Annotated in this window: 20 protein-coding genes; 16 read left to right on the top strand and 4 right to left on the bottom strand. The window is 70.4% G+C overall.

Annotated elements, in window-relative coordinates; translation table 11 throughout:
* Positions 1-155 precede the first annotated feature (155 nt).
* From ACXYMW_RS09105 to ACXYMW_RS09125, 5 genes are all read left to right on the top strand, one after another.
* Positions 156-1,109, top strand: coding sequence for a tripartite tricarboxylate transporter substrate binding protein (locus ACXYMW_RS09105; RefSeq protein ID WP_459035000.1), 954 nt, complete (start codon positions 156-158; stop codon positions 1,107-1,109).
* A 10-nt stretch (positions 1,110-1,119) separates the two neighbouring features.
* Entirely contained in the window at positions 1,120-3,123 is a 2,004-nt protein-coding gene (locus ACXYMW_RS09110; protein ID WP_459035001.1) for a tripartite tricarboxylate transporter permease, read from the top strand.
* A gap of 13 nt (positions 3,124-3,136) precedes the next feature.
* Complete coding sequence (locus tag ACXYMW_RS09115; protein WP_459035002.1) at positions 3,137-4,219, top strand: tartrate dehydrogenase; 1,083 nt, start codon at positions 3,137-3,139, stop codon at positions 4,217-4,219.
* Positions 4,220-4,230: 11 nt separating this feature from the next.
* Positions 4,231-5,304 carry a tartrate dehydrogenase gene (locus ACXYMW_RS09120; protein ID WP_459035003.1) on the top strand — a complete coding sequence of 358 codons (1,074 nt, stop codon included), beginning with the start codon at positions 4,231-4,233 and terminating at the stop codon, positions 5,302-5,304.
* 657 nt (positions 5,305-5,961) lie between these two features.
* On the top strand, positions 5,962-6,876 hold the full coding sequence (locus ACXYMW_RS09125) for a DMT family transporter (protein WP_459035004.1): 915 nt from the start codon (positions 5,962-5,964) through the stop codon (positions 6,874-6,876).
* A 94-nt stretch (positions 6,877-6,970) separates the two neighbouring features.
* On the opposite strand, the gene aptA is transcribed toward ACXYMW_RS09125, so the two are convergent.
* Positions 6,971-8,293, bottom strand: a complete 1,323-nt coding sequence (gene aptA / locus ACXYMW_RS09130) for an omega-aminotransferase AptA (protein WP_459035005.1) — start codon at positions 8,291-8,293, stop codon at positions 6,971-6,973.
* Positions 8,294-8,434: 141 nt separating this feature from the next.
* On the opposite strand from aptA, the gene ACXYMW_RS09135 reads away from it, so the two are divergent.
* On the top strand, positions 8,435-9,004 hold the full coding sequence (locus tag ACXYMW_RS09135; protein ID WP_459035006.1) for a cupin domain-containing protein: 570 nt from the start codon (positions 8,435-8,437) through the stop codon (positions 9,002-9,004).
* Positions 9,005-9,110: 106 nt separating this feature from the next.
* Here the strand turns inward: ACXYMW_RS09135 and ACXYMW_RS09140 are convergent, their stop codons facing one another.
* Complete coding sequence (locus ACXYMW_RS09140) at positions 9,111-11,558, bottom strand: GcvT family protein (RefSeq protein ID WP_459035007.1); 2,448 nt, start codon at positions 11,556-11,558, stop codon at positions 9,111-9,113.
* 204 nt (positions 11,559-11,762) lie between these two features.
* Here ACXYMW_RS09140 and ACXYMW_RS09145 point away from each other — a divergent pair, with 204 nt between their 5' ends.
* From ACXYMW_RS09145 to ACXYMW_RS09165, 5 genes are all read left to right on the top strand, one after another.
* Positions 11,763-12,332 carry a helix-turn-helix domain-containing protein gene (locus ACXYMW_RS09145; RefSeq protein WP_459035008.1) on the top strand — a complete coding sequence of 190 codons (570 nt, stop codon included), beginning with the start codon at positions 11,763-11,765 and terminating at the stop codon, positions 12,330-12,332.
* A gap of 138 nt (positions 12,333-12,470) precedes the next feature.
* Complete coding sequence (locus ACXYMW_RS09150) at positions 12,471-13,769, top strand: NAD(P)/FAD-dependent oxidoreductase (protein ID WP_459035009.1); 1,299 nt, start codon at positions 12,471-12,473, stop codon at positions 13,767-13,769.
* A gap of 13 nt (positions 13,770-13,782) precedes the next feature.
* Positions 13,783-14,667 carry a dihydrodipicolinate synthase family protein gene (locus ACXYMW_RS09155; protein WP_459035010.1) on the top strand — a complete coding sequence of 295 codons (885 nt, stop codon included), beginning with the start codon at positions 13,783-13,785 and terminating at the stop codon, positions 14,665-14,667.
* Positions 14,660-16,138: an aldehyde dehydrogenase gene (locus tag ACXYMW_RS09160; RefSeq protein WP_459035011.1), complete on the top strand. Its 1,479-nt coding sequence runs from the start codon at positions 14,660-14,662 to the stop codon at positions 16,136-16,138. The genes ACXYMW_RS09155 and ACXYMW_RS09160 overlap by 8 nt, the downstream gene beginning before the upstream one ends.
* Entirely contained in the window at positions 16,135-17,154 is a 1,020-nt protein-coding gene (locus ACXYMW_RS09165) for an alcohol dehydrogenase catalytic domain-containing protein (RefSeq protein ID WP_459035012.1), read from the top strand. Before ACXYMW_RS09160 ends, ACXYMW_RS09165 begins: the two co-directional genes overlap by 4 nt.
* A gap of 3 nt (positions 17,155-17,157) precedes the next feature.
* On the opposite strand, the gene ACXYMW_RS09170 is transcribed toward ACXYMW_RS09165, so the two are convergent.
* Positions 17,158-18,099: a LysR substrate-binding domain-containing protein gene (locus ACXYMW_RS09170; protein ID WP_459035013.1), complete on the bottom strand. Its 942-nt coding sequence runs from the start codon at positions 18,097-18,099 to the stop codon at positions 17,158-17,160.
* Between the two features lie 250 nt (positions 18,100-18,349).
* Here ACXYMW_RS09170 and ACXYMW_RS09175 point away from each other — a divergent pair, with 250 nt between their 5' ends.
* From ACXYMW_RS09175 to ACXYMW_RS09195, 5 genes are read left to right on the top strand one after another with little or no spacing between them, the layout of a single operon-like run.
* Positions 18,350-19,201: a glycine betaine ABC transporter substrate-binding protein gene (locus ACXYMW_RS09175; RefSeq protein ID WP_459035014.1), complete on the top strand. Its 852-nt coding sequence runs from the start codon at positions 18,350-18,352 to the stop codon at positions 19,199-19,201.
* 56 nt (positions 19,202-19,257) lie between these two features.
* On the top strand, positions 19,258-20,328 hold the full coding sequence (locus tag ACXYMW_RS09180) for a quaternary amine ABC transporter ATP-binding protein (RefSeq protein WP_459035015.1): 1,071 nt from the start codon (positions 19,258-19,260) through the stop codon (positions 20,326-20,328).
* 8 nt (positions 20,329-20,336) lie between these two features.
* Positions 20,337-21,164 carry an ABC transporter permease gene (locus ACXYMW_RS09185; RefSeq protein WP_459035016.1) on the top strand — a complete coding sequence of 276 codons (828 nt, stop codon included), beginning with the start codon at positions 20,337-20,339 and terminating at the stop codon, positions 21,162-21,164.
* The gene (locus ACXYMW_RS09190; RefSeq protein WP_459035017.1) at positions 21,164-21,991 is read left to right on the top strand and encodes an ABC transporter permease; all 828 of its coding nucleotides are present in this window, start codon (positions 21,164-21,166) and stop codon (positions 21,989-21,991) included. The genes ACXYMW_RS09185 and ACXYMW_RS09190 overlap by 1 nt, the downstream gene beginning before the upstream one ends.
* A complete protein-coding gene (locus ACXYMW_RS09195; RefSeq protein ID WP_459035018.1) occupies positions 21,988-22,827 on the top strand; it encodes an SDR family NAD(P)-dependent oxidoreductase in 840 nt (279 codons plus the stop codon). The genes ACXYMW_RS09190 and ACXYMW_RS09195 overlap by 4 nt, the downstream gene beginning before the upstream one ends.
* Here ACXYMW_RS09195 and ACXYMW_RS09200 read toward each other — a convergent pair.
* Complete coding sequence (locus tag ACXYMW_RS09200; protein ID WP_459035019.1) at positions 22,818-23,063, bottom strand: hypothetical protein; 246 nt, start codon at positions 23,061-23,063, stop codon at positions 22,818-22,820. The genes ACXYMW_RS09195 and ACXYMW_RS09200 overlap by 10 nt on opposite strands.
* Between the last annotated feature and the right edge of the window lie 58 nt (positions 23,064-23,121).

Consider the following 23,121-nt stretch of genomic DNA (forward strand, 5'->3'; position numbering starts at 1 on the left):
TCCCGGACAGGGTGCAACCGGGGGGCCGAGACGACCGCCAGAAGGCCAAAGCGGCCGGCTGTCCGGTGGCTTCCCCAGGCACGGCCCATCGGGCCGGATTGCCCGCGACGGCCCGGCGCATCGCCCGGGCGTCCGGGTCCGAGGAGGAGGACATCATGAAGATCACCCTTGCAGGACTTGCCGTGGCGCTGGTCGCGGCCGCGCCGCTGGCCGCGCAATCGGTCGCCGACTTTCCCGAGCAGCCGATGACCTACATCATCCCGTTCAACGCGGGCGGCGAATCCGACATCTCGGCGCGCTTCCAGCAGGCCGAATGGGAGGCGGTCACCGGCCAGCAGGTGGTGATCCAGTACCAGCCCGGCGCCGGCGGTGCGCAGGCCTGGTCGCAGCTCAACTCGCTGCCCGGCGACGGCTACACGATCATGGGCATCAACCTGCCGCATACCGTGCTGCAGCCGCTCGCGGGATCGGTGGGCTACGCCACCGAGGACCTGACCCCGGTGCATTACTTCCACTACACCCCCGACGCGATCTTCGTGCGGGCCGAAAGCCAGTTCGAGACCCTCGAACAGCTGGTCGCGCATGCCGAGGCCAACCCCGGCCTCGTGACCTTCGCCGGCTCGGGCTCGAACTCCTCCAACAACCTCGCCGCCATCCGCTTTAACGAACAGGCCGGGGTGACCACCACCTACGTGCCGTTCTCGGGCACCGGCCCGTCGATCACCGCAGTGCTCGGCGGCTCGACCATGGCGGGCTTCAACTACGCCACCTCGGGCGTCAGCCAGGGCGATGCCATGCGGATGCTCGCCGTCGCCTCCGAGGAGCGCCTGCCGGCCTTCCCCGACGTGCCGACCTTCAAGGAGCTGGGCTACGACATCGTCGGCGGCGCCTATCGCGGCGTTGCGCTGCCCGACAGCGCCTCCGAGGAGCTGCGCCAGCGCGTGTCGGACATCGTCTCCGAGATCAACGCCCGGCCCGACTTCGTCGAGAAGATGGAGAGCGCCGGCTTCGTGCTGACCGACATCACCTACGACCAGATGGACGCCTTCGTGGCCGAGCGGGTCGAGGAATACACCGCCGGCGCCAAGGCGCTCGGGATCATCCAGTAACGCGCCCGACATGGACGTCCTCGGCTACCTCCTGAATGCGCTGACGCCGTTCAACCTGGCCCTCGCCCTCGCGGGCGTGGTGCTGGGCACGGTGATCGGCGCGTTGCCCGGACTTTCGGCGACCATGGCGGTGGCCGTGCTGGTCCCCTTCACCTTCACCATGGATCCCGCCGCCGGCCTCATCGCCCTCGGCGCGATCTACACCGGGGCGATCTATGGCGGCGCCTATGCCGCCATCCTCGTCAACACGCCGGGCACGCCCTCGGCCATCGCCACCACCTTCGACGGCTTCCCAATGGCCAAGCGCGGCGATGGCGGGCTGGCGATCTCGCTCGCCACCCTGGCCTCGGTCGCCGGCGGCGTGGTCGGCGCGGTGGCGCTGCTGGTGCTGGCGCCGCCGCTCGCCACCGTGGCGCTGGCCTTCGGCCCGACGGAATATTTCTGGCTGGCGATGTTCGGCCTGACGCTGATCGCCGCGCTCTCGGTCGGCAACACCGTCAAGGGGCTGATCGGCGCCTGCCTCGGCCTCTTTCTGTCGATGGTCGGCGTCGCCGTGGTCGGCGGCGACGTGCGCTACACGCTCGGGATGCAGCGCTTCCTGGCCGGCATCGACCTGACCTCGGCGATCATCGGGCTCTATTGCGTGCCGGTGATCCTCGACCTCGTCGCCAGCCCCGACCCGCATCTGAAACCCTCCGAGGTCGGCGGGCTCCGGGTCCGCGAAGGGCTGCGCCACGCGCTTACGCGCAAGGTCAACGTCATCCGCTCCTCGGTGATCGGCACGGTGATCGGCATCCTGCCCGGCGCCGGCGGCTCGATCGCCGGACTGGTCTCCTATTCCGAGGCGCGGCGCTCCTCGGACGACCCCGAGAGCTTCGGCAAGGGCAACCCCGACGGGGTGATCGCCACCGAGGCGGCCAACAACGCCACCGTCGGCGGCGGCTTCATCCCGACGCTGGTGCTGGGCATCCCCGGCACCCCGCCCGACGCCATCATCCTCGGCGCGCTGCTGGTGCAGGGCATCAAGATCGGCCCGACGCTGTTCACCACCGACGCCAACATCGTCTACACCTTCATCTGGGGCCTGTTGATCGCCACCGCGCTGATGCTGCCGGTGGGGCTGCTGATCGGCCGCTACGCCTATTCCTCGATCATCAAGGTGCCGAAGGCGGTGCTGGCGCCCACGGTGGCGCTGCTGACGATCATCGGCGCCTTCGCGATCCATTCCAATGTCGAGGATGCCCAGCTCATGGTGGGCCTGGGCCTGATGGCCTGGCTCCTGAACCGCTACGGCTTCCAGCCGTCGCCCATCGTGCTGGGCCTGGTGCTGGGCTCGATCGCCGAGCAGGGCTTCGGGCAGACCTACCTGATCGGCAATGCCTCGGGCCGGCTGGTGGAGATGTTCTTCCTGCGCCCGATCAGCCTCGGCATCATCGCCGCGGCGCTGCTGACGCTGCTGTTCCCGATCTGGTCGGGCTGGAAGGCCCGGCGCCGGGCGCAGCTGGCCGCCGCCGGCGCGCCGCTCAGCGATGCCGGCACCGAGGTCGTGGCCGAGCGCAAGCCGCGCGACCCGGCCGGCATGGCGCTGGCGGGACTGTTCATCGGCCTCGGCCTCGCCATCTTCGTCGGCGCGGCGGCGATGTCGCCGCTGGGCTCGGTCTTCCCGCGCACCATCGCGGTGGCGCTGGCGGCCTTCTCGGCGCTGCTGATCGTGCTGAACCTGCGCCGCCCGCGCGGTCCCGCGGCGCCCGTCTTCACCCTCGACAGCGGCGCCCGGCACCGCCTCGCGCTCGGCGCCATCCTCTTGGCCTGGGTCGTGCTGATGCCGCTGATCGGCTTTCTCGTCACCAGCGTGGCGGCCTTCGTCGCGATCATGGTGGTGGCCGATTACGACCGCCCGCCGGCCCGGGTCTGGGCCGCGTGGATCGCCGCCGGCCTGCTGATCTGCCTCGGCTTCTGGTGGCTGATGGCGAATGTCCTGCTGCTCAGGATGCCCGCCGGGCTCCTGATCTGAACCGGAGAACTACATGAGCAAACGCATCCACAAGATCGCCGCCATCGGCGGCGACGGCATCGGCGTCGAGGTCGTCGATGCCTGCCTCGAGGTCCTGGACGCCTTGGCCCAGAAGGACGGCGGCTTTTCCTTCGAGGTCGAAAGCTTCGACTGGTCGACCGAGCGCTACAAGCGCACCGGCGCCTTCATGCCCGAGGACGGCGCCGCGCAGTTGCGCGCCTTCGACGCCATCCTGTTCGGCGCCGTCGGCGCGCCGGACGTGCCCGACCACCTGACGCTCTGGGGCCTGCGACTGGCGATCTGCCAGCCGCTCGACCAATACGCCAATGTCCGCCCCACCCGGATGCTTCCGGGCATCACCTCGCCCTTGCGCGGCGTCGACCGGACCGAGCTCGACTGGGTCATCGTGCGCGAGAACTCGGAGGGCGAATATGCCGGCCAGGGCGGCCGCTCGCATCCCGGCCTGCCGCTGGAAGTGGCCACCGACGTGTCGATCTTCACCCGTGCCGGGGTCGAGCGGATCATGCGCTGCGCCTTCCGGCTGGCGCAGGACCGGCCGCGCAAGCGTCTGACCGTGGTGACCAAGTCCAACGCCCAGCGGCACGGCATGGTGCTCTGGGACGAATGCGCCGCCCGCGTGGCACAGGAGTTCCCCGATGTCACCTGGGACAAGATGCTGGTCGATGCGATGACCGTGCGCATGGTGATGGACCCGGCCTCGCTCGACACCATCGTCGCCACCAACCTGCATGCCGACATCCTGTCGGATCTCGCCGCGGCGCTCTCGGGCTCGATCGGCGTGGCCCCCACCGCCAACCTCAACCCCGAACGCGACACGCCCTCGATGTTCGAGCCGATCCACGGCTCGGCCTTCGACATCACCGGCAAGGGCGTCGCCAACCCGGTGGCGACCTTCTGGACCGCGGCGATGATGCTGGAGCATTTGGGCGAGGCCCCTGCCGCCGCGCGGCTGATGACGGCGGTCGAGCGCGTCACCGCCGACCCTTCGCTGCACACCCCCGATCTCGGCGGCAGCGCCACCACCCGGCAGGTCACCGACGCGGTGATCGCCGCGCTCCGCAGCCGCAACGACTGAAAGGCAGGACGATGAGGGACAACCACCTGACAATCGCCGTGATCCCCGGCGACGGCATCGGCAAGGAAGTGATCCCCGAGGGGCTTCGCGTGCTCGAGGCCGCCGCCAAGCGGCACCGCCTCCACCTGCGCTTCGCCGAGCACGACTTCGCCTCCTGCGACTACTACGCGAGGCACGGCCAGATGATGCCAGAGGACTGGAAGGCGCGCCTCGACGGCAGCGACGCGCTGTTCTTCGGCGCCGTGGGCTGGCCCGAGACGGTGCCCGACCATGTCTCGCTCTGGGGCTCGCTGATCCAGTTCCGCCGCCAGTTCGACCAATATGTCAGCCTGCGTCCGGCCCGCCTGATGCCCGGCGTGCCGAGCCCGCTGGCCGGCCGCCAGCCCGGCGAGATCGACATGTGGATCGTGCGCGAGAACACCGAAGGCGAATATTCTTCCATCGGCGGCAAGATGTACGAGGGCACCCCGCGCGAGGTGGTGATGCAGGAGACGGTGATGAGCCGCCACGGCGTCGACCGGGTGCTGCGCTACGCCTTCGAGCTGGCGGCCAAGCGGCCGCGGGCGCGGCTGACCTCGGCCACCAAGTCGAACGGCATCTCGATCACCATGCCCTATTGGGACGAGCGGGTGGCCGAGATGGCCAAGGACTATCCCGGCGTCGCCGTCGACAAGTACCACATCGACATCCTGACCGCGCATTTCGTGCTCAACCCGGACCGCTTCGACGTGGTGGTGGCCTCCAACCTCTTCGGCGACATCCTGTCCGATCTCGGCCCCGCCTGCACCGGCACCATCGGCATCGCGCCCTCCGGCAACATCAACCCCGAGGGCGCCTTCCCCTCGCTGTTCGAGCCGGTGCACGGCTCGGCCCCCGACATCGCCGGCCAGGGCGTCGCCAACCCGGTGGGCCAGATCTGGGCCGGCGCGATGATGCTCGACCATCTCGGCCACAGTGCAGCCGCCGCCGAGATCGTCACGGCCATCGAGCGGGTGCTGGCCGAGCCTTCGCTGCGCACCCGCGACCTCGGCGGCAGCGCCGACACCGAAACCTGCGGCAAGGCCGTGGCCGACGCCCTCGGATAATACCCGGCCCCCGCCCCTTCTTCCTCTTGCCCGGAAAACTGCGCGGCGAATGCGGCCCCCTCCGGGGGCCGCCGAAGGGCCGCGCCCCTCCGCATTGCCTCGTCGTCCCGATGCCATAGCGCCCTCCCGCAGGCCCTGGGCCGGGCGCCGCGAACCGGCCCTGGGAAGCGGCAGATCGCCTTCGCTCGACGCCATCTTCTGCCAGCCTCGCGACCGCCGTGCGTGTCGAGGTCGTCGCGGGCCTCGGTCAGCAGGCGCGCCGGCACGGCCCCGCGGACGCGCGCGCGTTTCGGTGGCAGCGCCGATGCCGAGACCTGCGGCGCAGCGGTGGCCGACACGCCGGGGCCGCGGGCGCCCGGACCCGGCGGCGATGCGCGGCGCGCGGCGCCGGCCGACCGAAAGCGTCGCGGCGATGAAGCCCGGGCCGCCCGGTGGGGCGCTCCTCCTCCCATCCGGCCTGCCGTCCGGCATTCGGCAGACCGCGCGCCGGCGCGGCGCCCGCCGCGGCTTGACAGACGCCCCCGCCGCGCCGTACCCCCCGGCCAGGATAAGGACATCCGTCAGCGCCGCCCCAGCGCCAGAGAAGAGATCGGGGGCGGAGGCTGGTCCTTTTGCCCCGCGCATACTCTGGCCATCACGACAGCGATGGTGGCCCACATGACGACAGCGCGCGTTTTCTTCCTGCTCCTTATTCTCGGCACCGCCTTCTGGGGCGTGTCCTTCTCGCTCGTGAAGGTGGGCGTGGGCGACGGCTCGCCCTTCGTCTTCCTCGCCTACAAGTTCGCGCTGGCGGCGCTGGTGCTGGCCTGCGTCTTTGCCCGGCGGCTGCGCCGGCTGAGCGTCAAGGCGGCGCTCGCGGGCGTGCTGATCGGCCTGCCGCTGATGCTCGGCAACGTGTTCCAGACCATCGGGCTGCAGCAGACCAGCGTCACCAATGTGGCCTTCATCACCGGGCTCGACGTGCTGATGATCCCGCTCTTCAAATGGGGGCTGTTCCGGCGGCGGGTCGCGGGGCGGGTCTGGGTCTCCTGCGGCCTGGCGCTCCTCGGGCTCTACCTGATCGTGGCGCAGGACGGGCTGCGGCTGAACGCCGGCGATCTCTGGACCATGGTCTGTGCGGTGTGCTTCGCGGCCTACGTTCTCTGCGTGGGGCATTTCGCCCACCGGCACGACCCGATGCAGACGGTGATCGTCGCGCTGGCGATCTGCGGGCTGGGCTGCGGCCTGGCCGCGGGCGTCGATGCCCGCGCGGTCTGGCTGCCAGAGCATGCCGCCTTCTGGAGCGGCATCGTCTTCGCCGCGCTCTTTGCCACCGCCTTCATGTATGGGGTGCAAAGCGCCGCGCAACGTCATATTCCTGAAGAGAAAGTTGCGCTGACCTACCTCTGCGAGCCGGTCTTCGCCGCGCTCGCCGGGGTGGCGCTGCTGGGCGAGGCGCTGAGCCTGCGCACGGTGATCGGCGCCGGGCTGATCCTGTCGGCCATGGTGCTGGCCGAAGTCGAGCTGCGGCCGCGGCGCCGCCGTGCCGCGCGGACGGGCGGAGGGCTGGGCCAAGGCGCCGGCGGTCTCTGACCGTCGGACCGCCCCGGGATCGGCATCCCGCCGGCCAGAGCGCCGCGGCCGCCCGGCGGCAGGCGGGCGGGCTGCCCCGCCCGCAGGCTCCGGCTCAGTTGAGCTTGCGCAGGATCCCTGCCAGCGTGTTGAAGACCTGCGCGATCTCGTCCTCGGAGATGATGAAGGGCGGCGACAGCGCGATGATGTCGCCGGTGACGCGGATCATCACCCCGGCCTCCCAGGCCAGCTTCATCGCCTCCCAGCCGCGGGCGCCGGGCGCGCCCGGCCGGGCTTCTAGCTCGATCGCACCAACGAGGCCGAGATTGCGCAGGTCGGCCACATGCGGCAGGCCGCGCAGCCCGTGCAGCGCGTCTTCCCAGGAGGGCGCCAGCGCCATCACCCGCTCGAACAGCGCGTTCTCGCGGTAACTGCGCAGCGTCGCCCGCGCCGCCGCCACGGCCAGCGGATGGGCCGAGTAGGTGTAGCCGTGGAACAGCTCGATCGGCGCGCCGGCGCGCTCCATCGCCGAGCCGTAGATCTCGCGGCTGACGATCACCGCGCCCATCGGAACCACGCCGTTGGTCAGCCCCTTGGCGGTGGTGATGATGTCGGGGGTGACGCCGAAGAATTCGGCCGCCGAAGCCGCGCCAAGCCGGCCATAGGCGGTGATCACCTCGTCGAAGATCAGCAGGATGCCGTGGCGATCGCAGATCTCGCGCAGCCGCTTGAGGTAGCCCACCGGCGGCAGCAGCACGCCGGTGGAGCCGGCCATCGGCTCGACGATCACCGCGGCGATGGTCGAGGGGTCGTGCAGCGCGCAGAGCCGCTCCAGATCCTCGGCCAGCTCGGCGCCGTGCTCCGGGCAGCCGCGGGAGAAGGCGTTGCGCGCCGGGTCATGGGTGTGGCGCAGGTGGTCGGTGCCGGTCAGCAGCCCGCCGAAATGCTTGCGGTTGTTGACGATGCCGCCGACCGAGATGCCGCCGAAGCCGACGCCGTGATAGCCGCGCTCGCGGCCGATCAGCCGGGTCCGCGCGCCGTCGCCGCGCGCCCGGTGATAGTGCAGCGCGATCTTCAGCGCGGTGTCGACCGACTCGGAGCCGGAATTGGTGTAGAAGACGTGGTCCAGCCCCTCGGGGAACAAAGCCGCAAGCTCGGCCGAGAGCTCGAAGGCCTGCGGCGTGCCGAAGTTGAAATGCGGCGCGTAGTCGAGCGTCGCGACCTGCTTCTGCACCGCCTCGGTGATCAGCGGGTCGTTGTGCCCGGCATTGACGCACCACAGCCCGGCGGTGGCATCCATGACCTGCCGGCCGTCCTGCGCGGTGTAATACATCCCGTCGGCGGCCACGACGAGCCGCGGATCGGCGGCGAAGTCGCGGTTGGCGGTGAACGGCATCCAGAAGCTGGACATGTCGTTGATCTTGGCGTGGTGGGTCATCGCGGCCTCCCTGGAGCGGTGCATGGGGGCAGATTGCACCGCTCGCGAAACCGAACAATCCTGCTTTGCGGCCCCGTTTCGGGTTGAACGAAATCAAGGATTTGGCCATTCTTCGCTTTGGATCGAAAGCGGGAAAGCGCCATGCCGACACCCGGTGAAAGCCACGACGCCCTGGTCGCCCGCCGGCTGCGGGTGGTGCGCCGCGCCCGCGGGTTGTCGCAGCGCGAACTTGCGCGCCGCACCGGCGTGGGCTCCGGCACGATCAGCCAGATAGAGGCCGGCGCGACCCAGCCCTCGGTCTCGGTGCTGAAGAAGATCCTCGACGGCGTGCCGATGGATCTGGCCACCTTCTTTAGCTTCGAGCTTCCGGAGGCGGTCTCGCCGGTGGTGCGCAAGTCGGAGATGGTGGATATCGGTGCGCCGGGCGTCGCCTACCTGCTGCTGGCGGCCAGCCGGCCGGGGCGGGCGCTGCAGATGCTGCACGAATTTTACGAGCCCGGCCGCGACTCCGGGCGCCGGGCGCTCGCGCACGAGGGCGAGGAATGCGGGCTGGTGGTCGCCGGCACGCTGGAGCTGACGGTGGGCGACGAGGTCTTCGAACTGGCCCGCGGCGACGGCTACTACTTCGCCAGCACCACCCCGCACCGCTTCCGCAACACCGGCGAAAGCGTCTGCGAGGTGGTCAGCGCCTGCACCCCGCCGAGCTTCTGAGCGCGGCGGGGCCGCAGGCGGGCCAACGGCCGGCCGCGCATTGCTGCACGGAACCCGCCGCGGGTGGACGGGTCGGGCGCCCGGACCCGCGGCGTTCAGCGTCCCGTTACGCCCGGACGCGGGCGGAGGTCGGGTCGTAGAGCGGCTTCAGGCTCGCCTCGGCCCGAACCCGGCGGCCGGCCACGTCGATCTCGAAGCCCGAGGCCAGCATCTCCGCCGCGCTCTCGCCCGGCCGGCAGGGCACGTAGCCCAGCCCGACCGCGCCGCCGAGGGCATGGCCGTAATTGCCGGAGGTCAGAAAGCCCGTGATCTTGCCGTCGCGCAGGATCGGCTCGTTGTGGTAGAGCAGCGGCTCCGGGTCGGTCAGCCGGAACTGCACCAGCCGCCGCTCCAGGCCCGCCTCGCGCTTGCGCAGCACCGCCTCGCGGCCGATGAAATCGCCCTTGTCGACCTTCACCGCGAAGCCCAGGCCGGCCTCCAGCACATGGTCCTCGTCGGTGATGTCGTGGCCGAAATGGCGGAAGCCCTTCTCGATCCGGCAGCTGTCCATGGCGTGCAAGCCGCAGAGCGTCAGGCCCTCCGCGTCTCCGGCCTCGGCCAGCGTCTCGAAAACATGCGCGGCCATGTCGCTGGAGACATAGAGCTCCCAGCCGAGCTCGCCGACATAGGTCACGCGGTGAGCGCGGGCGAGGCCCATGCCGATCTCGATCTCGCGCGCCATGCCGAAGGGGTGCGCCTCGTTCGACAGGTCGTCGGGCGAGACCCGGACCATCAGGTCGCGCGACCGCGGCCCCATGACCGAGAGCACCGCCTCGCCGGCGCTGACATCGGTGATGGTGACGAACTGCTCGCCGACATGGCGGCGCAGCCAGACCAGATCGCGCTGCAGGGTGGCGCCGGGCACCACCAGCAGGAAGGCGGTCTCGGACAGCCGTGTCACCGTCAGGTCCGACTCGATGCCGCCCTTGGGGTTCAGCATCTGGGTGTAGACGATGCGGCCCAGCGCCACGTCCATCTGGTTGGCGCAGAGCGCCTGCAACAGGGCCAGCGCGTCCCGCCCCTCGACCCGGATCTTGCCGAAGCTGGTCATGTCGAAGAGGCCGACGCCCTCGCGCAGCGCCATGTGCTCGGCGCGCTGGTTGTCGAACCAGTTCTGGCGCTGCCAGCTATAGGCATAGGCGGCGTCCTGCCCGTCCCGCGCGAACCAGTTGGCGCGTTCCCAGCCAGAGGATTCGCCGAACACCGCGCCGCGTTCGGCCAGCGCAGTGTGCAACGGCGAGCGGCGGATGCCGCGGGCGGTGGCGAACTGGCGGTAGGGGAAATGGTCGGCGTAGAGCAGGCCCAGCGTCTCGCTCACCCGCTCCTTCAGGTAGCGGCGGTTTCGCTGGAACGGCTGGGCACGACGGATGTCGACGTCCCACAGGTCGAAAGGCGGTGTGCCGTCCTGCATCCACTGCGCCAGCGCCATGCCGGCGCCGCCGGAGGACACGATGCCGATGGAGTTGTAGCCCGCCGCGACCCAGTAGCCTTTCAGCTCCGGCGCCTCGCCGAGGTAGTAGCGGTCGTCCGGGGTGAAGCTCTCGGGGCCGTTGAAGAAGGTGTGGATGCCGGCCTCGGCCAGCATCGGCATGCGCGCCACGGCCTTTTCGAGGATTGGCTCGAAATGGTCGAAATCCTCGGGCAGCTGGTCGAAGCAGAACTCCTCGGGGATGCCCGCCATGCCCCAGGGCTTCGCCTTGGGCTCGAAGGCGCCGAGCAGCAGCTTGCCGGCATCTTCCTTGAAGTAGGCGCATTCGTCGGGAACCCGCAGCACCGGAAGCTGGGCGAGGCCAGGGATGTTCTCGGTAACGATGTAGAAATGCTCGCAGGCATGCAGCGGCAGGGTGACGCCCGAATCCCGCGCCAGCTCGCGGCCCCACATGCCGCCGCAATTGACCACGTGCTCGGCGGCGATGTGGCCGCTCTCGCCGCCCGCCTGCCAGTCGACGCCGGTGACCCGGCCCTCGGCGCGGGTCACCGCGGTAACCTTGACGTTCTCGACGATGCGGGCGCCGCGCATCCGGGCACCCTTGGCCAGCGCCAGCGCGATGTTGCCGGGATCGGCCTGCCCGTCGCCCGGCAGGTGCACGCCGGCGATCACGTCCGAGGTCTCGAGATGCGGGTAACGCTCCTTCACCTCCTGCGGCGACAGCTCATCGACGGCAACGCCGAAGGCGCGGGCCAAAGCCGCCTGCCGCAGGATCTCCTCGCGCCGCTCCTCGGTCAGCGCCACGGTGATCGAGCCGCATTGCCGGAACCCGGTGGCGAGCCCGGTCTCGGCCTCCAGCTCGGCGTAGAGATCGGCGGAATACTTCGCCAGCCGGGTCATGTTCTGGCTGGCGCGCAGCTGCCCCACCAGCCCCGCGGCGTGCCATGTGGTGCCCGAGGTCAGCTGCTTGCGCTCCAGCAGCACGATGTCGGTCCAGCCGAGCTTCGCCAGATGATAGGCGACGGAACAGCCCGAGATGCCGCCGCCGATGATGACGACGCGGGCGCTGCGGGGAAGATCGGCCATGGGGAGCTCCGGGTCCGGGGATGGGGGACAGGCGGCGGCGCGCGGGGCGCCGGGGCGGCGGTCTCCGCCCTCGCCTGCAAGCTGCCCGCGCCGGAATGAAAAATCAAATGAATTTTTCACTCAGGCAAAAAACTGCGGGATACCTATGAGAGAGGCCCGAGATCCGATTGTGTTTTCAGGGCGCTCGGCGCAATCTCGGCCCGGATGACAGCGACCGCCCTTCCCCATCATGTCGGCGACGACATCCGCGCCCTGCGCAAGGGCCGCGGAATCACCCTGTCGCGGCTCTCGGGTGCAGTCGGCCGCTCGGTGGGCTGGCTGAGCCAGGTCGAGCGCGGCCAGACCACGCCCTCGGTGGACGATCTCGGCCGGCTGGCCGAGGAGCTCGGGGTCAATATCAGCTTCTTCTTCCGCTCTGCCCGCCGCGCGCCCGAGGAACGCGGCGTGGTGCTGCGCCGCGCCGACCGCACGCCGATCGGCTCCGAGGAGACCGGCCTGACCGAGGAGCTGCTGTCGCCGGCGCTCGACGGCAGTTTCGAGATGATCCGCTCGACCTTCGCGCCGCGCTCCGCCGGGGCCGGGCTGCGGCGCTCCCGCGGGACCGAGAATGGCGGCGTGCTGATCGAGGGCCGGCTGGTGCTGATCCTCGGGGCGCAGGAGCTGCAGCTGGAGACCGGCGACAGCTTCCAGTTCCGCAACCGCGACTATGGCTGGCGCAACGAGGGCGATGCCGCGGCGCGGGTGCTCTGGGTCGTGGCGCCGCCGATCTACTGACCCCGAACGGCTTCGCGCGGGATAAATCCATTCTATGGATCACGCGGTTTAATCGACCTGCCCGGGGGCCCGCGCTGCTGTAGTGTCGGGGCAGTCACGACAGCCCTCGGTGCGCCCATGAAGATCCCGCCTGTCCATATGGAGCCGACCCGCTCGGGGTGGTACGCCGCCCTCGGGCCCCGTCCGCCTGCCCGCAGCTTAGACGCTGATGTTGCCTGCGATTTCCTTGTCATCGGCGCCGGCTGGATGGGCCTGCACTGCGCCCGGCGGCTGGCCGAGCTGGCCCCCGAGGCCCGCGTCGTGCTGGTCGATGCCGGCCGGATCGGCGACAATGCCGCCGGACGCTGCGCCGGTTTCGCGATCGATCTCGCGCATAATCCGCGCAACAAGCACTTCGCGGAAGATAAAAAGGGCAACGAGGAAGAATACCACGTCAACGTCGAGGGCATCGGCTATCTGCAGCGCGCCGTGGAGGAGCTGGGCGTCGACTGCGACTGGGACCCTTCGGGCAAGTACCACGCCGCCGCCAGCCCGCGCGGGGTGGCCTGCCTCGACGAGATGGCGCAGGCACTGAACCAGATCGGCAAGGCGCATCGCCGCCTCGGGCGGGACGAGATCCAGGCCCGCACCGGCTCGAAGCACTACGTCGCGGCGATCCACACGCCGGGCACCGTGCTGATGCAGCCGGCGAAATACCTCACCGGCATGGCCGCCGCCCTGCCCGAGAACGTCGCGGCCTACGAAAAGACCCCGGTCACCGGCATCCGCTACGAGGCGCCGCGCCACCTTTGCGAGACCCCGGGCGGCAGCATCGCCGCCGGCAAGGTCTTCCTGTGCAACTCGGCCTACCTGACCAAGAGCGGCTTCTTCCCGCACACCGCGATCCCGGTCTACACCTATGCCTCGATGACCCGGCCGCTGAGCCCGGCGGAGCTGAAACGGGTCGGCGCCAGCGGCCCCTTCGGCGTGATCCCGGCGGAAAGCTTCGGCACCACCATGCGGCTCACCGCCGACAACCGGCTGTTTCTGCGCAACGTCTATTCCTACGCCCGCAACTTCCGCTCGCAGCGCGCCGATGTCGACCATGCCCGCCGGCACCACGAGGAAGCCTTCCGCCGGCGCTACCCGGATCTTGCCGGCATCGGCTACGCGCACAGCTGGGGCGGGCTGCTGACCATGGCGGAAAACGGCGGCATGGTCTTCGGCCAGCTTGCCGACCGGGTCTACGGCGCGGCCTTCTGCAACGGCACCGGCGTCGCCCGCGGCACCGCCTTCGGCAAGGCGCTGGCCGAGCTCGGGCTCGGCCAGAGCTCGCGCACCATCGACATTCTCAACGCCCGCCCGAAACCCAATCGCGGCTACCCCGACTGGCTGACCGAGATCGGCGTGCGGGTCACCACCAAATGGCGCTTCTTCCGCGCCGGCCAGGAAACCTGAAGGAGGCCTCATGATGGCAGATCTCAAGGGCATCAACCTCGCGATGCAGACCCCGTTCGACGCCAGCGGCGAGATCGACTTCGCCGAGTGGGAGCGGCTGATCGAGGCCTATCTGGAAGCCGGCGTGCACGGCCTCGTGCTGGGCGCCGGCACCGGCCAGCACCCCTATCTGACCGAGGCCGAGGCCAACAAGCTCTACGAGACCGGCATCCGGCGCATCGACGGGCGCTGCAACGTCATCTGCCAGACCTCGGCGCTCAACATGGGCGAGGTGATCCGCCGCACCAAGCACGCCGAGGATGCCGGCGCCGACGCGGTGATGATCCTGCCGCCCTACCTCGAAGGCCCCGAGGACGACGACGGCATGTTCGAGTTCTACCGCGCCATCGACGCCGAGATCGGCATCGACATCGTCGGCTACAACATCCCGCAGGCCACCGGCATCGCCGTCTCCCCGGCGCTGCTGGCGCGGCTGTCGTATCTGAAAAACTACAATTACATCAAGGACAGCGGCGGCGACCTTCACGTGCACCAGAGCTACATCCAGGGCAAGTGCAAGGTGCTGAACGGCGCCGATCCGACCACCGTCTACGCGATGATGGCCGGCGCCGTGGGCACCGTCTGGGGCGGGGCCAACTACATGCCGCGCGAGGCGGTGGAGCTTTACGACCTCGTCACCGCCGGACGTTATGCCGAGGCGCTGGAGCTCTGGCAGAAGATGCTGCCCTCGTTGCTCTACGCCTGGTCGAACTCCTACCTGCACTGCGTGCTGGCGGCAGCGCAGAGCCGCGGCTTCGGCACCGGCCATGTGCGCGCGCCGCTGCGCCCGATCAGCGACGCCATACGGGCCGAGATGCTGGCCACCCTCGCACCGCTGAACGGGGCGGCGCATGGCTGAATACCACGCCATCGCCCGCAACTTGCGGATCCCCGCGCAGATCCTCGTCGGCGACAGCTGGCGCGGCGCCCGGAGCGGCGCGACCTTCGACACCGTGAACCCGGCCACCGGCGAGACCCTCGCCGCCCTGCCGGCCTGCGCCGCGGCCGATGTCGACGACGCCGTGGCGGCGGCCCGCGCGGCCTTCCGCGCCGGCGTCTGGGAGGGGCAGCACCCGTCGATGCGCAAGGGCGTGCTGCACCGCCTCGCCGCCCTGATCGAGGAGAACGGCACCGAGCTCGCGGTGCTGGAATCGCTCGATTCCGGCAAGCCGATCTCGGATTGCCTGTCGATCGACATTCCCGAAACCGCCAATTGCCTGCGCTGGCACGGCGAGGCGCAGGACAAGCTCTACGGCCAGATCGCGCCGAGCGCGCCGGACGCGCTCGGCCTGATCGTGCGCGAGCCGGTGGGCGTGGTGGCCGCGGTGCTGCCGTGGAACTTCCCGCTGATGATGATGGCGTGGAAGATCGGCCCGGCGCTGGCCACCGGCAATTCGGTGATCGTCAAGCCGGCCGAGCAGACCAGCCTGACGGCGCTGCGTCTGGCGGAACTGGCGCTGGAGGCCGGGGTGCCGCCGGGCGTGCTCAACGTGTTGACCGGGATGGGCCCCGATGTGGGCGAGCCGCTCGGCCGACACGGCGATGTCGACGCGCTGACCTTCACCGGCTCGACCGAGATCGGCCGCCGCTTCCTGACCTATGCCGCCGAGTCGAACCTCAAGGAGGTCTGCCTCGAGATGGGCGGCAAGAGCGCCGCGGTGGTGCTGGAGGGGCCGCAGGACCTGGCCCGGATCGCCCGCATCCAAGCCGGCGCGATCTTCTGGAACATGGGCGAGAACTGCACCGCCAACAGCCGCATCATCGTGCACCGCTCGCATTACAAGGCCCTGCTGGCGGAACTGGCCGAGGCGGCGAAGGACTGGGCCGTCGGCGACCCGCTGGAGCCCGGCACCCGCAGCGGCCCGCTGGTCGACGCGGCCCAGCACCGCAAGGTCACGGGCCTGGTGGAGACCGGCCGCGCCGAGGGCGCGCGGCTGATCGCCGGCGGCGCGGGCGTCGGCGATCTCGGCTTCGCGCCGACGATCTTTGCCGATGTCACGCCCGAGATGACGATCTTCCGGGAGGAGATCTTCGGCCCCGTGCTCGCGGTCTGCCCGGCCGACAGCGACGACGCGGCGATCGAGCTGGCCAATGCCACCGAATACGGGCTGGCCGCCACGCTCTATACCGGCGATCTGGGCAAGGCGCATCGCTGCGCCCGGCGCCTCCAGGCCGGCACCGTCGCGGTCAACGGCTACAGCGAGGGTGAGATCTCCACCCCCTTCGGCGGCATGAAGGCCTCGGGCTTTGGCGGGCGCGACAACGGCATCGCCGCGCATGAGCAATATACCGAGCTCAAGACCATCTGGTTCGACCTGTCGGAGGCATGATGCGCGCGGTTCGGATCAACGAGGGCGCGACCGGCTTTGCGGTCGAGGAGGTCGCCCGTCCTGCGCGCGCCCCCGGCGGCGCGCTGGTGCGGCTGGAGGCGGCGATGGTCGCCTCCTACATGGGCGCCCTGCCCTCGGGCGCCTGGGTCACGCCGCCGCGGCCCTTCACCCCGGGCCAATGCGCCATCGGCGTGGTCGAGGAAGGCGCCGGCCGGCTCCGCCCCGGCCAGCGGGTCTATTTCGACGCCTTCACCGGCAGCCGCGACGCCGCCGACCCGGCCGAGGATCACGGTTTCCTCGGCTGCTTCGGGCTCGGCGCCGGCGCCGCGGCGCCGATGGCGGCCTGGCCCGATGGCAGCTTTGCCGAGGTGATTCACGCGCCGGAAGCCTGTTTCACCCCGCTGCCCGAGGCCGTTGCGGTGCACCGGCCGGAGCTTCTGTGCCGGCTCGGTTGGCTCGGCACGGCGCTGCAAGGGCTGGAGCGCGGCGGTTTTGCCGCCGGCGAACGGGTGGCGATCAACGGCGCCACCGGCGCGCTCGGTGCCGGCGCGGTGCTGCCCGCCCTCGCCCTCGGCGCCGCGCGGGTGCATGTCCTCGGCCGCCGGCAGGCGCATCTCGACAGCCTTGTTGCGCTCGACCCCGAGCGCGTCGTTGCCGGCCCGCCCGAGGCCGGCGCCTGTGAGCTGCTGCTCGATTGCAGCGCCGGGGCGGATGCCTCGGTCAGCGCCGCGCTGATCGCCGGGCTGCCGCGCTTCGGCCGCGCGGTCTTTGTCGGTGCGCTCGGCGCGCCGCTGCCGCTCGATGCCGGGCTGGTGATGCGCAACAGCCTGACGCTGCGCGGGTCCTACTGGTTCACCGCGCGGACCCGCGCGCGGCTGCTGTCCCTTGTCGCGGCCGGCCGTCTCGACCTTGATCGCTTTTCGGCCACCGCCTTCCCGCTGGCCGAGATCGACGCCGCCATCGCCCATGCCCGCGACGTTGCCGGCGGGCTCAGCCACACCGTGCTGGTGCCCTGAGCCTCAGCCGATCCGGGTGGACACCACCCGCGACTGGATCTCCTGCCCCTGCGCGATGATCCAGTCGCGGAACTTCACCGCGGTCCGGTTCAGCCGCAGGTCGCGCGGCTTGACGAGGTAGAAGGCCCGGTCGGTCCGCACCTCGGTTTCGGTCGGGTTGATCAGCGATCCGTCCTTCAGGAAGCCATCGGTCATCCCCCGCCAGCCCAGCCCGATGCCCTGCCCCGCCACCGCCGCCTGCAGCAGCGTCTGCTGGTCGGAAAAGGTCATCCGGGCATGCGCCCGCTCGATCGGCACGCCGACGCGCTTGAAGAAGGCCGACCAGTCGTCACGCGGACGGAACCGTTCCTTGAGATACAGCAGGTTGCGGGTCTTCAGCTCCTCCAGCGGCACCGGCCCGTCGCGCGGGCCGAAGAAGTCCGGCGTGCAGAGCGGAAAGTAGACCTCGTCGAACAGGGGCCAGGCCTCGAGGTCGTCCCAGTCGCCGCGGCCCAGCCGGATGGCGAAATCGCCGTTCTCGGAGGCCGGGTTCACGTCGCGGCTGAGGATCTTCAGGCTGAGATCGATGTCGGGGATCGCCGCGCTCAGCTCCGGATGCCGCGGCAGCAGGAAATGCGCCGCCGCCGAGGACGAGACGCAGAAGGTGACGAGGTTCTGGTTTTCGCGGTGGGCGATCTGCGTCAGGCCGACCTGGATCTCGGAAAAGCCGCGCTCCACCGCGTGGTGCAGCACCTCGCCGGCCTCGGTCAGGGCGGTCAGCCGTCCGCGCCGCTCGAACAGGCGCACGCCGAGATGCCGTTCGAGGTTCTTGATCTGGTAGGAGATCGACGGCTGGGTGACGTTCATCTCCGCCGCGGCGCCGCCGAAACTGCCCAGCCGGGCCGTCGCCTCGAAGGCGAAGAGCGCGTTCGGAGAGGGGATCTGGCGGCGGAGGGTTCCGGACATCTGGGGCGCTCGTCTGGCTGCCGGCCGGGGAGGGACCGGACCGGATTTGCGATAGACGGGTTCGATCCCGTCGGGATCCGCTTCCGTCGAGCGGGATCATATCCGGGTGCGAGCCTTCCGGCAATGCGGCGCCGTTACTCATAAACTGGCTCTATCCCAAATGCAGCTTTTTGAACACCGGGTCCGAGGGCCGCGCATGATACCGTGACGTCACGCCAATTAAACAAGAACGACACGGAGGTAGACGGCCATGCGCCGCTTTTTCAACTCGCTTCTGGCCGGTGCGCTGACGCTCGGTCTGGCCACGCCGGTCCTGGCCCAGGACGACGTCATCAAGATGGGCACCCTGTCCTGGGAGGACCTGACGCCGATCACCGGGATCACCAAGAAGGTGCTGGAGGATCAGGGCTTCACCGTCGAGGTCACCGAGTTCTCGGAATGGGGCATCGCCTTTGCCGCGCTGACCAAGGGCGACGTGGAGATCCTCACCTCGCAGACCGATTACGTCACCCACGATTACTGGCAGCGCAACAATGCGCGGCTGGAGAAGCTCTCCCCGGTGTCGCACGGCCTCTATCAGGGCATCGCGGTGCCGAAATACGTCACCATCGACTCGGTCGAGGAGCTGAACGCCAATGCCGACAAGCTCGGCGGCAAGATCGTCGGGCTGGAGCCGGGATCGGGCCTGATGCGCGAGGCCAATGACGCGCTCGATCAATACGCCCTCGACCTCGACCTGATCGAGGGCAGCACCGCGGGCATGACCGCGGCGCTGAAATCCGCCGTCGACCGCGGCGAGTGGATCGCCGTGACGCTCTGGGAGCCCTCCTGGATGGTCCAGAAGTTCGACACCAAGTTCCTTGCCGATCCCAAGGGCGTCTTCGCGCCGCCGCAGACCTATTACTGGATCGCCCGCGACGGCTTCTCCGCGGAAAAGCCGAAGGCGCGCGAGGCCATCGCCAGCGTCTTCGTGCCGCTGGCCGACATCACCGCGATCAACGCCGCGGTGAACGACGGGCAGACGATGGACGACGCCATCGCCGGCTGGCTCGAGGCGCATTCCGAGCTGCTCGAGCGCTGGAAGACGATCAAATCCTACTGAACGAAGCGGGGCGGCCGTTGGGGCCGCCCCATCACAGCGACGACGGGGCAGCAGACATGGACACGACCGAGGTTCTCATCGACTGCGAGGCGGTCTGGAAGGTGTTCGGCGCGCGCAGCGCCGAGGCGATCCGCGCGATCACCGAACGCGGCCTGAGCAAGACCCAGATCCTCAAGGAGTTCGGCTGCGTGGTCGGGGTCTCGGATGCCAGCCTGCAGGTCCACCGGGGCGAGATCTTCTGCATCATGGGGCTCTCGGGCAGCGGCAAGTCGACGCTGATCCGCCTGCTCAACCGGCTGATCGAGCCCAGCCTCGGACGGGTCCGGATCAAGGGGCAGGACATCGCCCGGATGGACGCCGCCACCCTGCGCGAGACCCGCGCCCGCCACATCGGCATGGTGTTCCAGAGCGTCGCGCTGCTGCCGCAGCGCAGCGTGCTGGAGAACGCGGCCTTCGGCCTCGAGGTGCGGGGCGTGCCGCGCGAGGCGCGCAACCGCGCCGCCCGCGACGCGCTCGACAAGGTCGGGCTCTCGGACTGGACGGCGCGCTACCCGGCGGAACTCTCGGGCGGCATGCAGCAGCGCGTCGGCCTCGCCCGCGCGCTCGCCGCCGATCCCGAGATCATCCTGATGGACGAGCCGTTCTCCGCCCTCGACCCGCTGATCCGCCGGCAATTGCAGGACGAGTTCCGCCAGCTGACCAAGGATCTCGGCAAGTCGGCGGTGTTCATCACCCACGACCTCGACGAGGCCATCCGCATCGGCGACCGCATCGCCATCATGAAGGACGGCGCGCTGATCCAGGTCGGCACCGCCGAAGAGATCGTGATGAACCCGGCCGACCAGTATGTCGCCGATTTCGTCGCCGGCATCTCGCGGCTGCACCTGATCAAGGCGCGCACCATCATGTCGCCGCTGGCGAGCTGGCAGCGCCCGGTCGACGACCTGCCGCGGGCCACCCCGGAGGCCGATATCGGCACGCTCATCGCCGAGATCATCCGCTCCGGCCGCGATGCCGTGGCCATCACCGGGGGCGCCGAGGGCGCCGAGCCCGCCGGCATCGTCACCACGCGCGACCTGCTTCTGGCCGTGCAGGGCGACGCCACGCCGGCGGCAGCGGCGGCGTGAGGCCCGGCATGGACCAAGTCGTCACCCTCTTCGACCGCTCGGTGGACAGCGCGCTGTTCTGGCTGACGGACCACGCCGCCTTCGTCTTCGACGGGCTGCGCGCGGTCCTCGACGGGCTTTACGGCGCGCTCCTGTGGCTGCTGACGGCGCCGCCCTCCTATGTCGTGGCGGTGCTGATCGGCGCCCTCGCCTGGCGCGCGCTCAGCCTGCCCGCCGGGATCGCCACCGCACTCGCGCTGATGGCCTGCGCCGCCATGGGGCTCTGGGTCGAGACCATGGAGACCCTCGCCCTCGTCCTCGCCGCCTCGACCATGGCGCTGCTGATCGCCGTGCCGCTCGGCATCCTCGCCGGGCTGATGCCGCGGCTCGACCGGGCGCTGCTGCCCGGGCTCGACCTGATCCAGACCATGCCGCCCTATATCTACCTGCTGCCGGCCATCGCGCTCCTGGGCTACGGCGAGGCCACGGCGCTGATCGCCACGGTGGTGGTGGCGATCCCGCCGGCGGTGCGGCTGACCTCCGTGGGCATCCGCCGCACGCCGGTGGAGTTCCTCGAGCTCGGCCAGGCCTCCGGGGTCACGCCGGGGCAGATGTTCTTCAAGATCCGCCTGCCCTTCGCCGTGCCCTCGATCATGGCGGGGATCAACCAAAGCCTGATGATGGCCTTCGGCATGGTGGTGATCGCCGGCATCGTCGGATCCGGAGGCCTGGGCGAGACGATCTATGCCGCCATCCGCACCCTCGACATCGCCACCTCCATCAACGCGTCCATCGCCATCGTGGTGCTGACCATGGTGCTCGACCGGGTGACGCAAGCCGCCGCGAGGCCCCGCTGATGCTCTTCGATCCCGGCGCCGTCCTGGCCCCCGCCGTCGACTGGCTGAACGCCAATTTCCATCCCCTCTTCGCCGTGATCACCCGCGCCATCGAGGCGGTGCTGGGCGGCTTCGAGGCGGCGCTCCTGCTGCTGCCGCCGTGGGCGCTGATCCCGCTGGCGATGCTAAGCTGCTATGTCCTTGCGGGGCGCCGGGTGGCGCTGCTGGCCGGCGCGGCGCTCGGCTATTGCTGGGTCATGGCGCTGTGGGTCGAGACCATGGAGACGCTGGCGCTGGTGGTGGTCGCGGTCGCCGTGGCGGTGGCCGTGGCCTTCCCGCTCGGCATCCTCGCCGCGCGGCGGCCGCGGGTGGAGGCGACGCTGCGCCCGGTGCTCGACGTGATGCAGACGGTGCCGCCCTGGGTCTACCTGATCCCGGCGGTGATGATCTTCAGCCTGGGCCAAGTGCCGGCGATCATCGCCACCATCGTCTACGGCGTGCCGCCGATGCTGCGGCTGACCACGCTCGCCTTCAAGGGCGTGCCGACCGACCTCAAGGAGCTGGGCGCCGCGCTCGGCGCGCGGCCGCGGACGATCCTGTTCCGGATCGAGCTGCCGGCCGCCCTGCCGACGCTGGTGGTGGGTCTCAACCAGTGCATCCTCTTGTCGCTCGCCATGGTGGTGCTAACCGGGCTGGTCGGTGCCGGCGGGCTCGGCGCCGAGGTCACCCGCGGGCTGACCCGGATGGAGATGGGCCTCGGCCTGCGCGCCGGGCTCGCCATCGTCGCGGTGGCGGTGCTGCTCGACCGGGTGTCGCGCGGGGCGCTGGAACGGCGGCCCGGGGCATGAGCGCGGGCGCGGAAAGCGGTGCGGCCGGACGGGTCTGGCTGATCACCGGCATCTCGCGCGGCCTCGGCCTCGCGCTGGCGCGCCACGTTCTGGCGCGGGGCGAACGGGTGGTGGGCACGGTGCGCGGCGCCGCCCCGGCGCTGCCGGCGGGCTCCGACCGGCTGCGGGTGCTGACCGCCGACCTCTCGGCGCTGGAGCGCATCCCCGGCCTCGTGCAGCAGGCGGCGGCGGCCTTCGGCCGGATCGACGTGGTTGTGAACAATGCCGGCCACGGGCTGCTCGGCGCGGTTGAGACCCTGCCCGATGCCGCCATCGACCGGCTCTTTGCGGTCGACGTGCACGCGCCGATCCGCCTCTGTCGCGCCGTGCTGCCGCTCCTGCGCCGACAGGGCCAGGGCCACATCGTCAACATCACCTCCATCGCCGGGCGCGCGCCGGGGCCGGGCACGGCGCTCTACGCGGCGGCGAAACACGCCATGGAGGGCTTTTCGGCGGCGCTGGCGCAGGACCTCGCCGGCAGCGGCATCCGGGTGACCGCGGTGGCGCCGGGGCAGTTCCGCACCGGTTTCCTCGACCACTCCGACCGCGCCGGGGGCGACCCGGAAGGCGACACCGTCGGCACCGCCATGGCGGCGCTGGCCGGGGTCAGCGGGCGCCAGATCGGCGATCCCGACCGGGCGGCCGAGGCGATCCACGCGCTGGTCGCGGCGCCCGAGGCGCCCCGCGACCTGCTGCTCGGCTCCGACGCGCTCGACCGGGCGCGGCGGCAGCTTGACAGCCTGACCCGGGAGATGGCGGCCTGGGAAGCGGTGACCCTGGGCACCGATTACCGCTGAGGTCCCGCCCCGCAGCCGGCCACCAGCGCCCCGGCCAGCGCCGCCGCCTGCGGCAGCACCGGCTGCAGCCGCGACCAGTCCTGCCCCGCGCCCTGCGCAAGGTTGAGGAGCCCCACAGCGCGGCCGCCGACCCGCAGCGGCAGGTTGACCTGCCGGTGGGCACCGAGCGCCGCCACGATCTCGGGGTCGGGATAGGTCGCGGCGATCTCGTCGGCGCCCTCGGCGACCTTCTCCAATGCACACAAAGACTTGGGCAGCGTATGGCGCGTAAATTGAAACAACATCCATTCATGA

The sequence above is a fragment of the Roseivivax sp. CAU 1761 genome, from assembly GCF_054482755.1.

Excerpts from the sequence above, each read along its gene's own strand:
- ACXYMW_RS09105 (WP_459035000.1), top strand. The coding sequence starts at position 156 with ATGAAGATCACCCTTGCAGGACTTGCCGTGGCGCTGGTCGCGGCCGCG.
- ACXYMW_RS09110 (WP_459035001.1), top strand. The coding sequence starts at position 1,120 with ATGGACGTCCTCGGCTACCTCCTGAATGCGCTGACGCCGTTCAACCTG.
- ACXYMW_RS09115 (WP_459035002.1), top strand. The coding sequence starts at position 3,137 with ATGAGCAAACGCATCCACAAGATCGCCGCCATCGGCGGCGACGGCATC.
- ACXYMW_RS09120 (WP_459035003.1), top strand. The coding sequence starts at position 4,231 with ATGAGGGACAACCACCTGACAATCGCCGTGATCCCCGGCGACGGCATC.
- ACXYMW_RS09125 (WP_459035004.1), top strand. The coding sequence starts at position 5,962 with ATGACGACAGCGCGCGTTTTCTTCCTGCTCCTTATTCTCGGCACCGCC.
- aptA (WP_459035005.1), bottom strand. The coding sequence starts at position 8,293 with ATGACCCACCACGCCAAGATCAACGACATGTCCAGCTTCTGGATGCCG.
- ACXYMW_RS09135 (WP_459035006.1), top strand. The coding sequence starts at position 8,435 with ATGCCGACACCCGGTGAAAGCCACGACGCCCTGGTCGCCCGCCGGCTG.
- ACXYMW_RS09140 (WP_459035007.1), bottom strand. The coding sequence starts at position 11,558 with ATGGCCGATCTTCCCCGCAGCGCCCGCGTCGTCATCATCGGCGGCGGC.
- ACXYMW_RS09145 (WP_459035008.1), top strand. The coding sequence starts at position 11,763 with ATGACAGCGACCGCCCTTCCCCATCATGTCGGCGACGACATCCGCGCC.
- ACXYMW_RS09150 (WP_459035009.1), top strand. The coding sequence starts at position 12,471 with ATGGAGCCGACCCGCTCGGGGTGGTACGCCGCCCTCGGGCCCCGTCCG.
- ACXYMW_RS09155 (WP_459035010.1), top strand. The coding sequence starts at position 13,783 with ATGGCAGATCTCAAGGGCATCAACCTCGCGATGCAGACCCCGTTCGAC.
- ACXYMW_RS09160 (WP_459035011.1), top strand. The coding sequence starts at position 14,660 with ATGGCTGAATACCACGCCATCGCCCGCAACTTGCGGATCCCCGCGCAG.
- ACXYMW_RS09165 (WP_459035012.1), top strand. The coding sequence starts at position 16,135 with ATGATGCGCGCGGTTCGGATCAACGAGGGCGCGACCGGCTTTGCGGTC.
- ACXYMW_RS09170 (WP_459035013.1), bottom strand. The coding sequence starts at position 18,099 with ATGTCCGGAACCCTCCGCCGCCAGATCCCCTCTCCGAACGCGCTCTTC.
- ACXYMW_RS09175 (WP_459035014.1), top strand. The coding sequence starts at position 18,350 with ATGCGCCGCTTTTTCAACTCGCTTCTGGCCGGTGCGCTGACGCTCGGT.
- ACXYMW_RS09180 (WP_459035015.1), top strand. The coding sequence starts at position 19,258 with ATGGACACGACCGAGGTTCTCATCGACTGCGAGGCGGTCTGGAAGGTG.
- ACXYMW_RS09185 (WP_459035016.1), top strand. The coding sequence starts at position 20,337 with ATGGACCAAGTCGTCACCCTCTTCGACCGCTCGGTGGACAGCGCGCTG.
- ACXYMW_RS09190 (WP_459035017.1), top strand. The coding sequence starts at position 21,164 with ATGCTCTTCGATCCCGGCGCCGTCCTGGCCCCCGCCGTCGACTGGCTG.
- ACXYMW_RS09195 (WP_459035018.1), top strand. The coding sequence starts at position 21,988 with ATGAGCGCGGGCGCGGAAAGCGGTGCGGCCGGACGGGTCTGGCTGATC.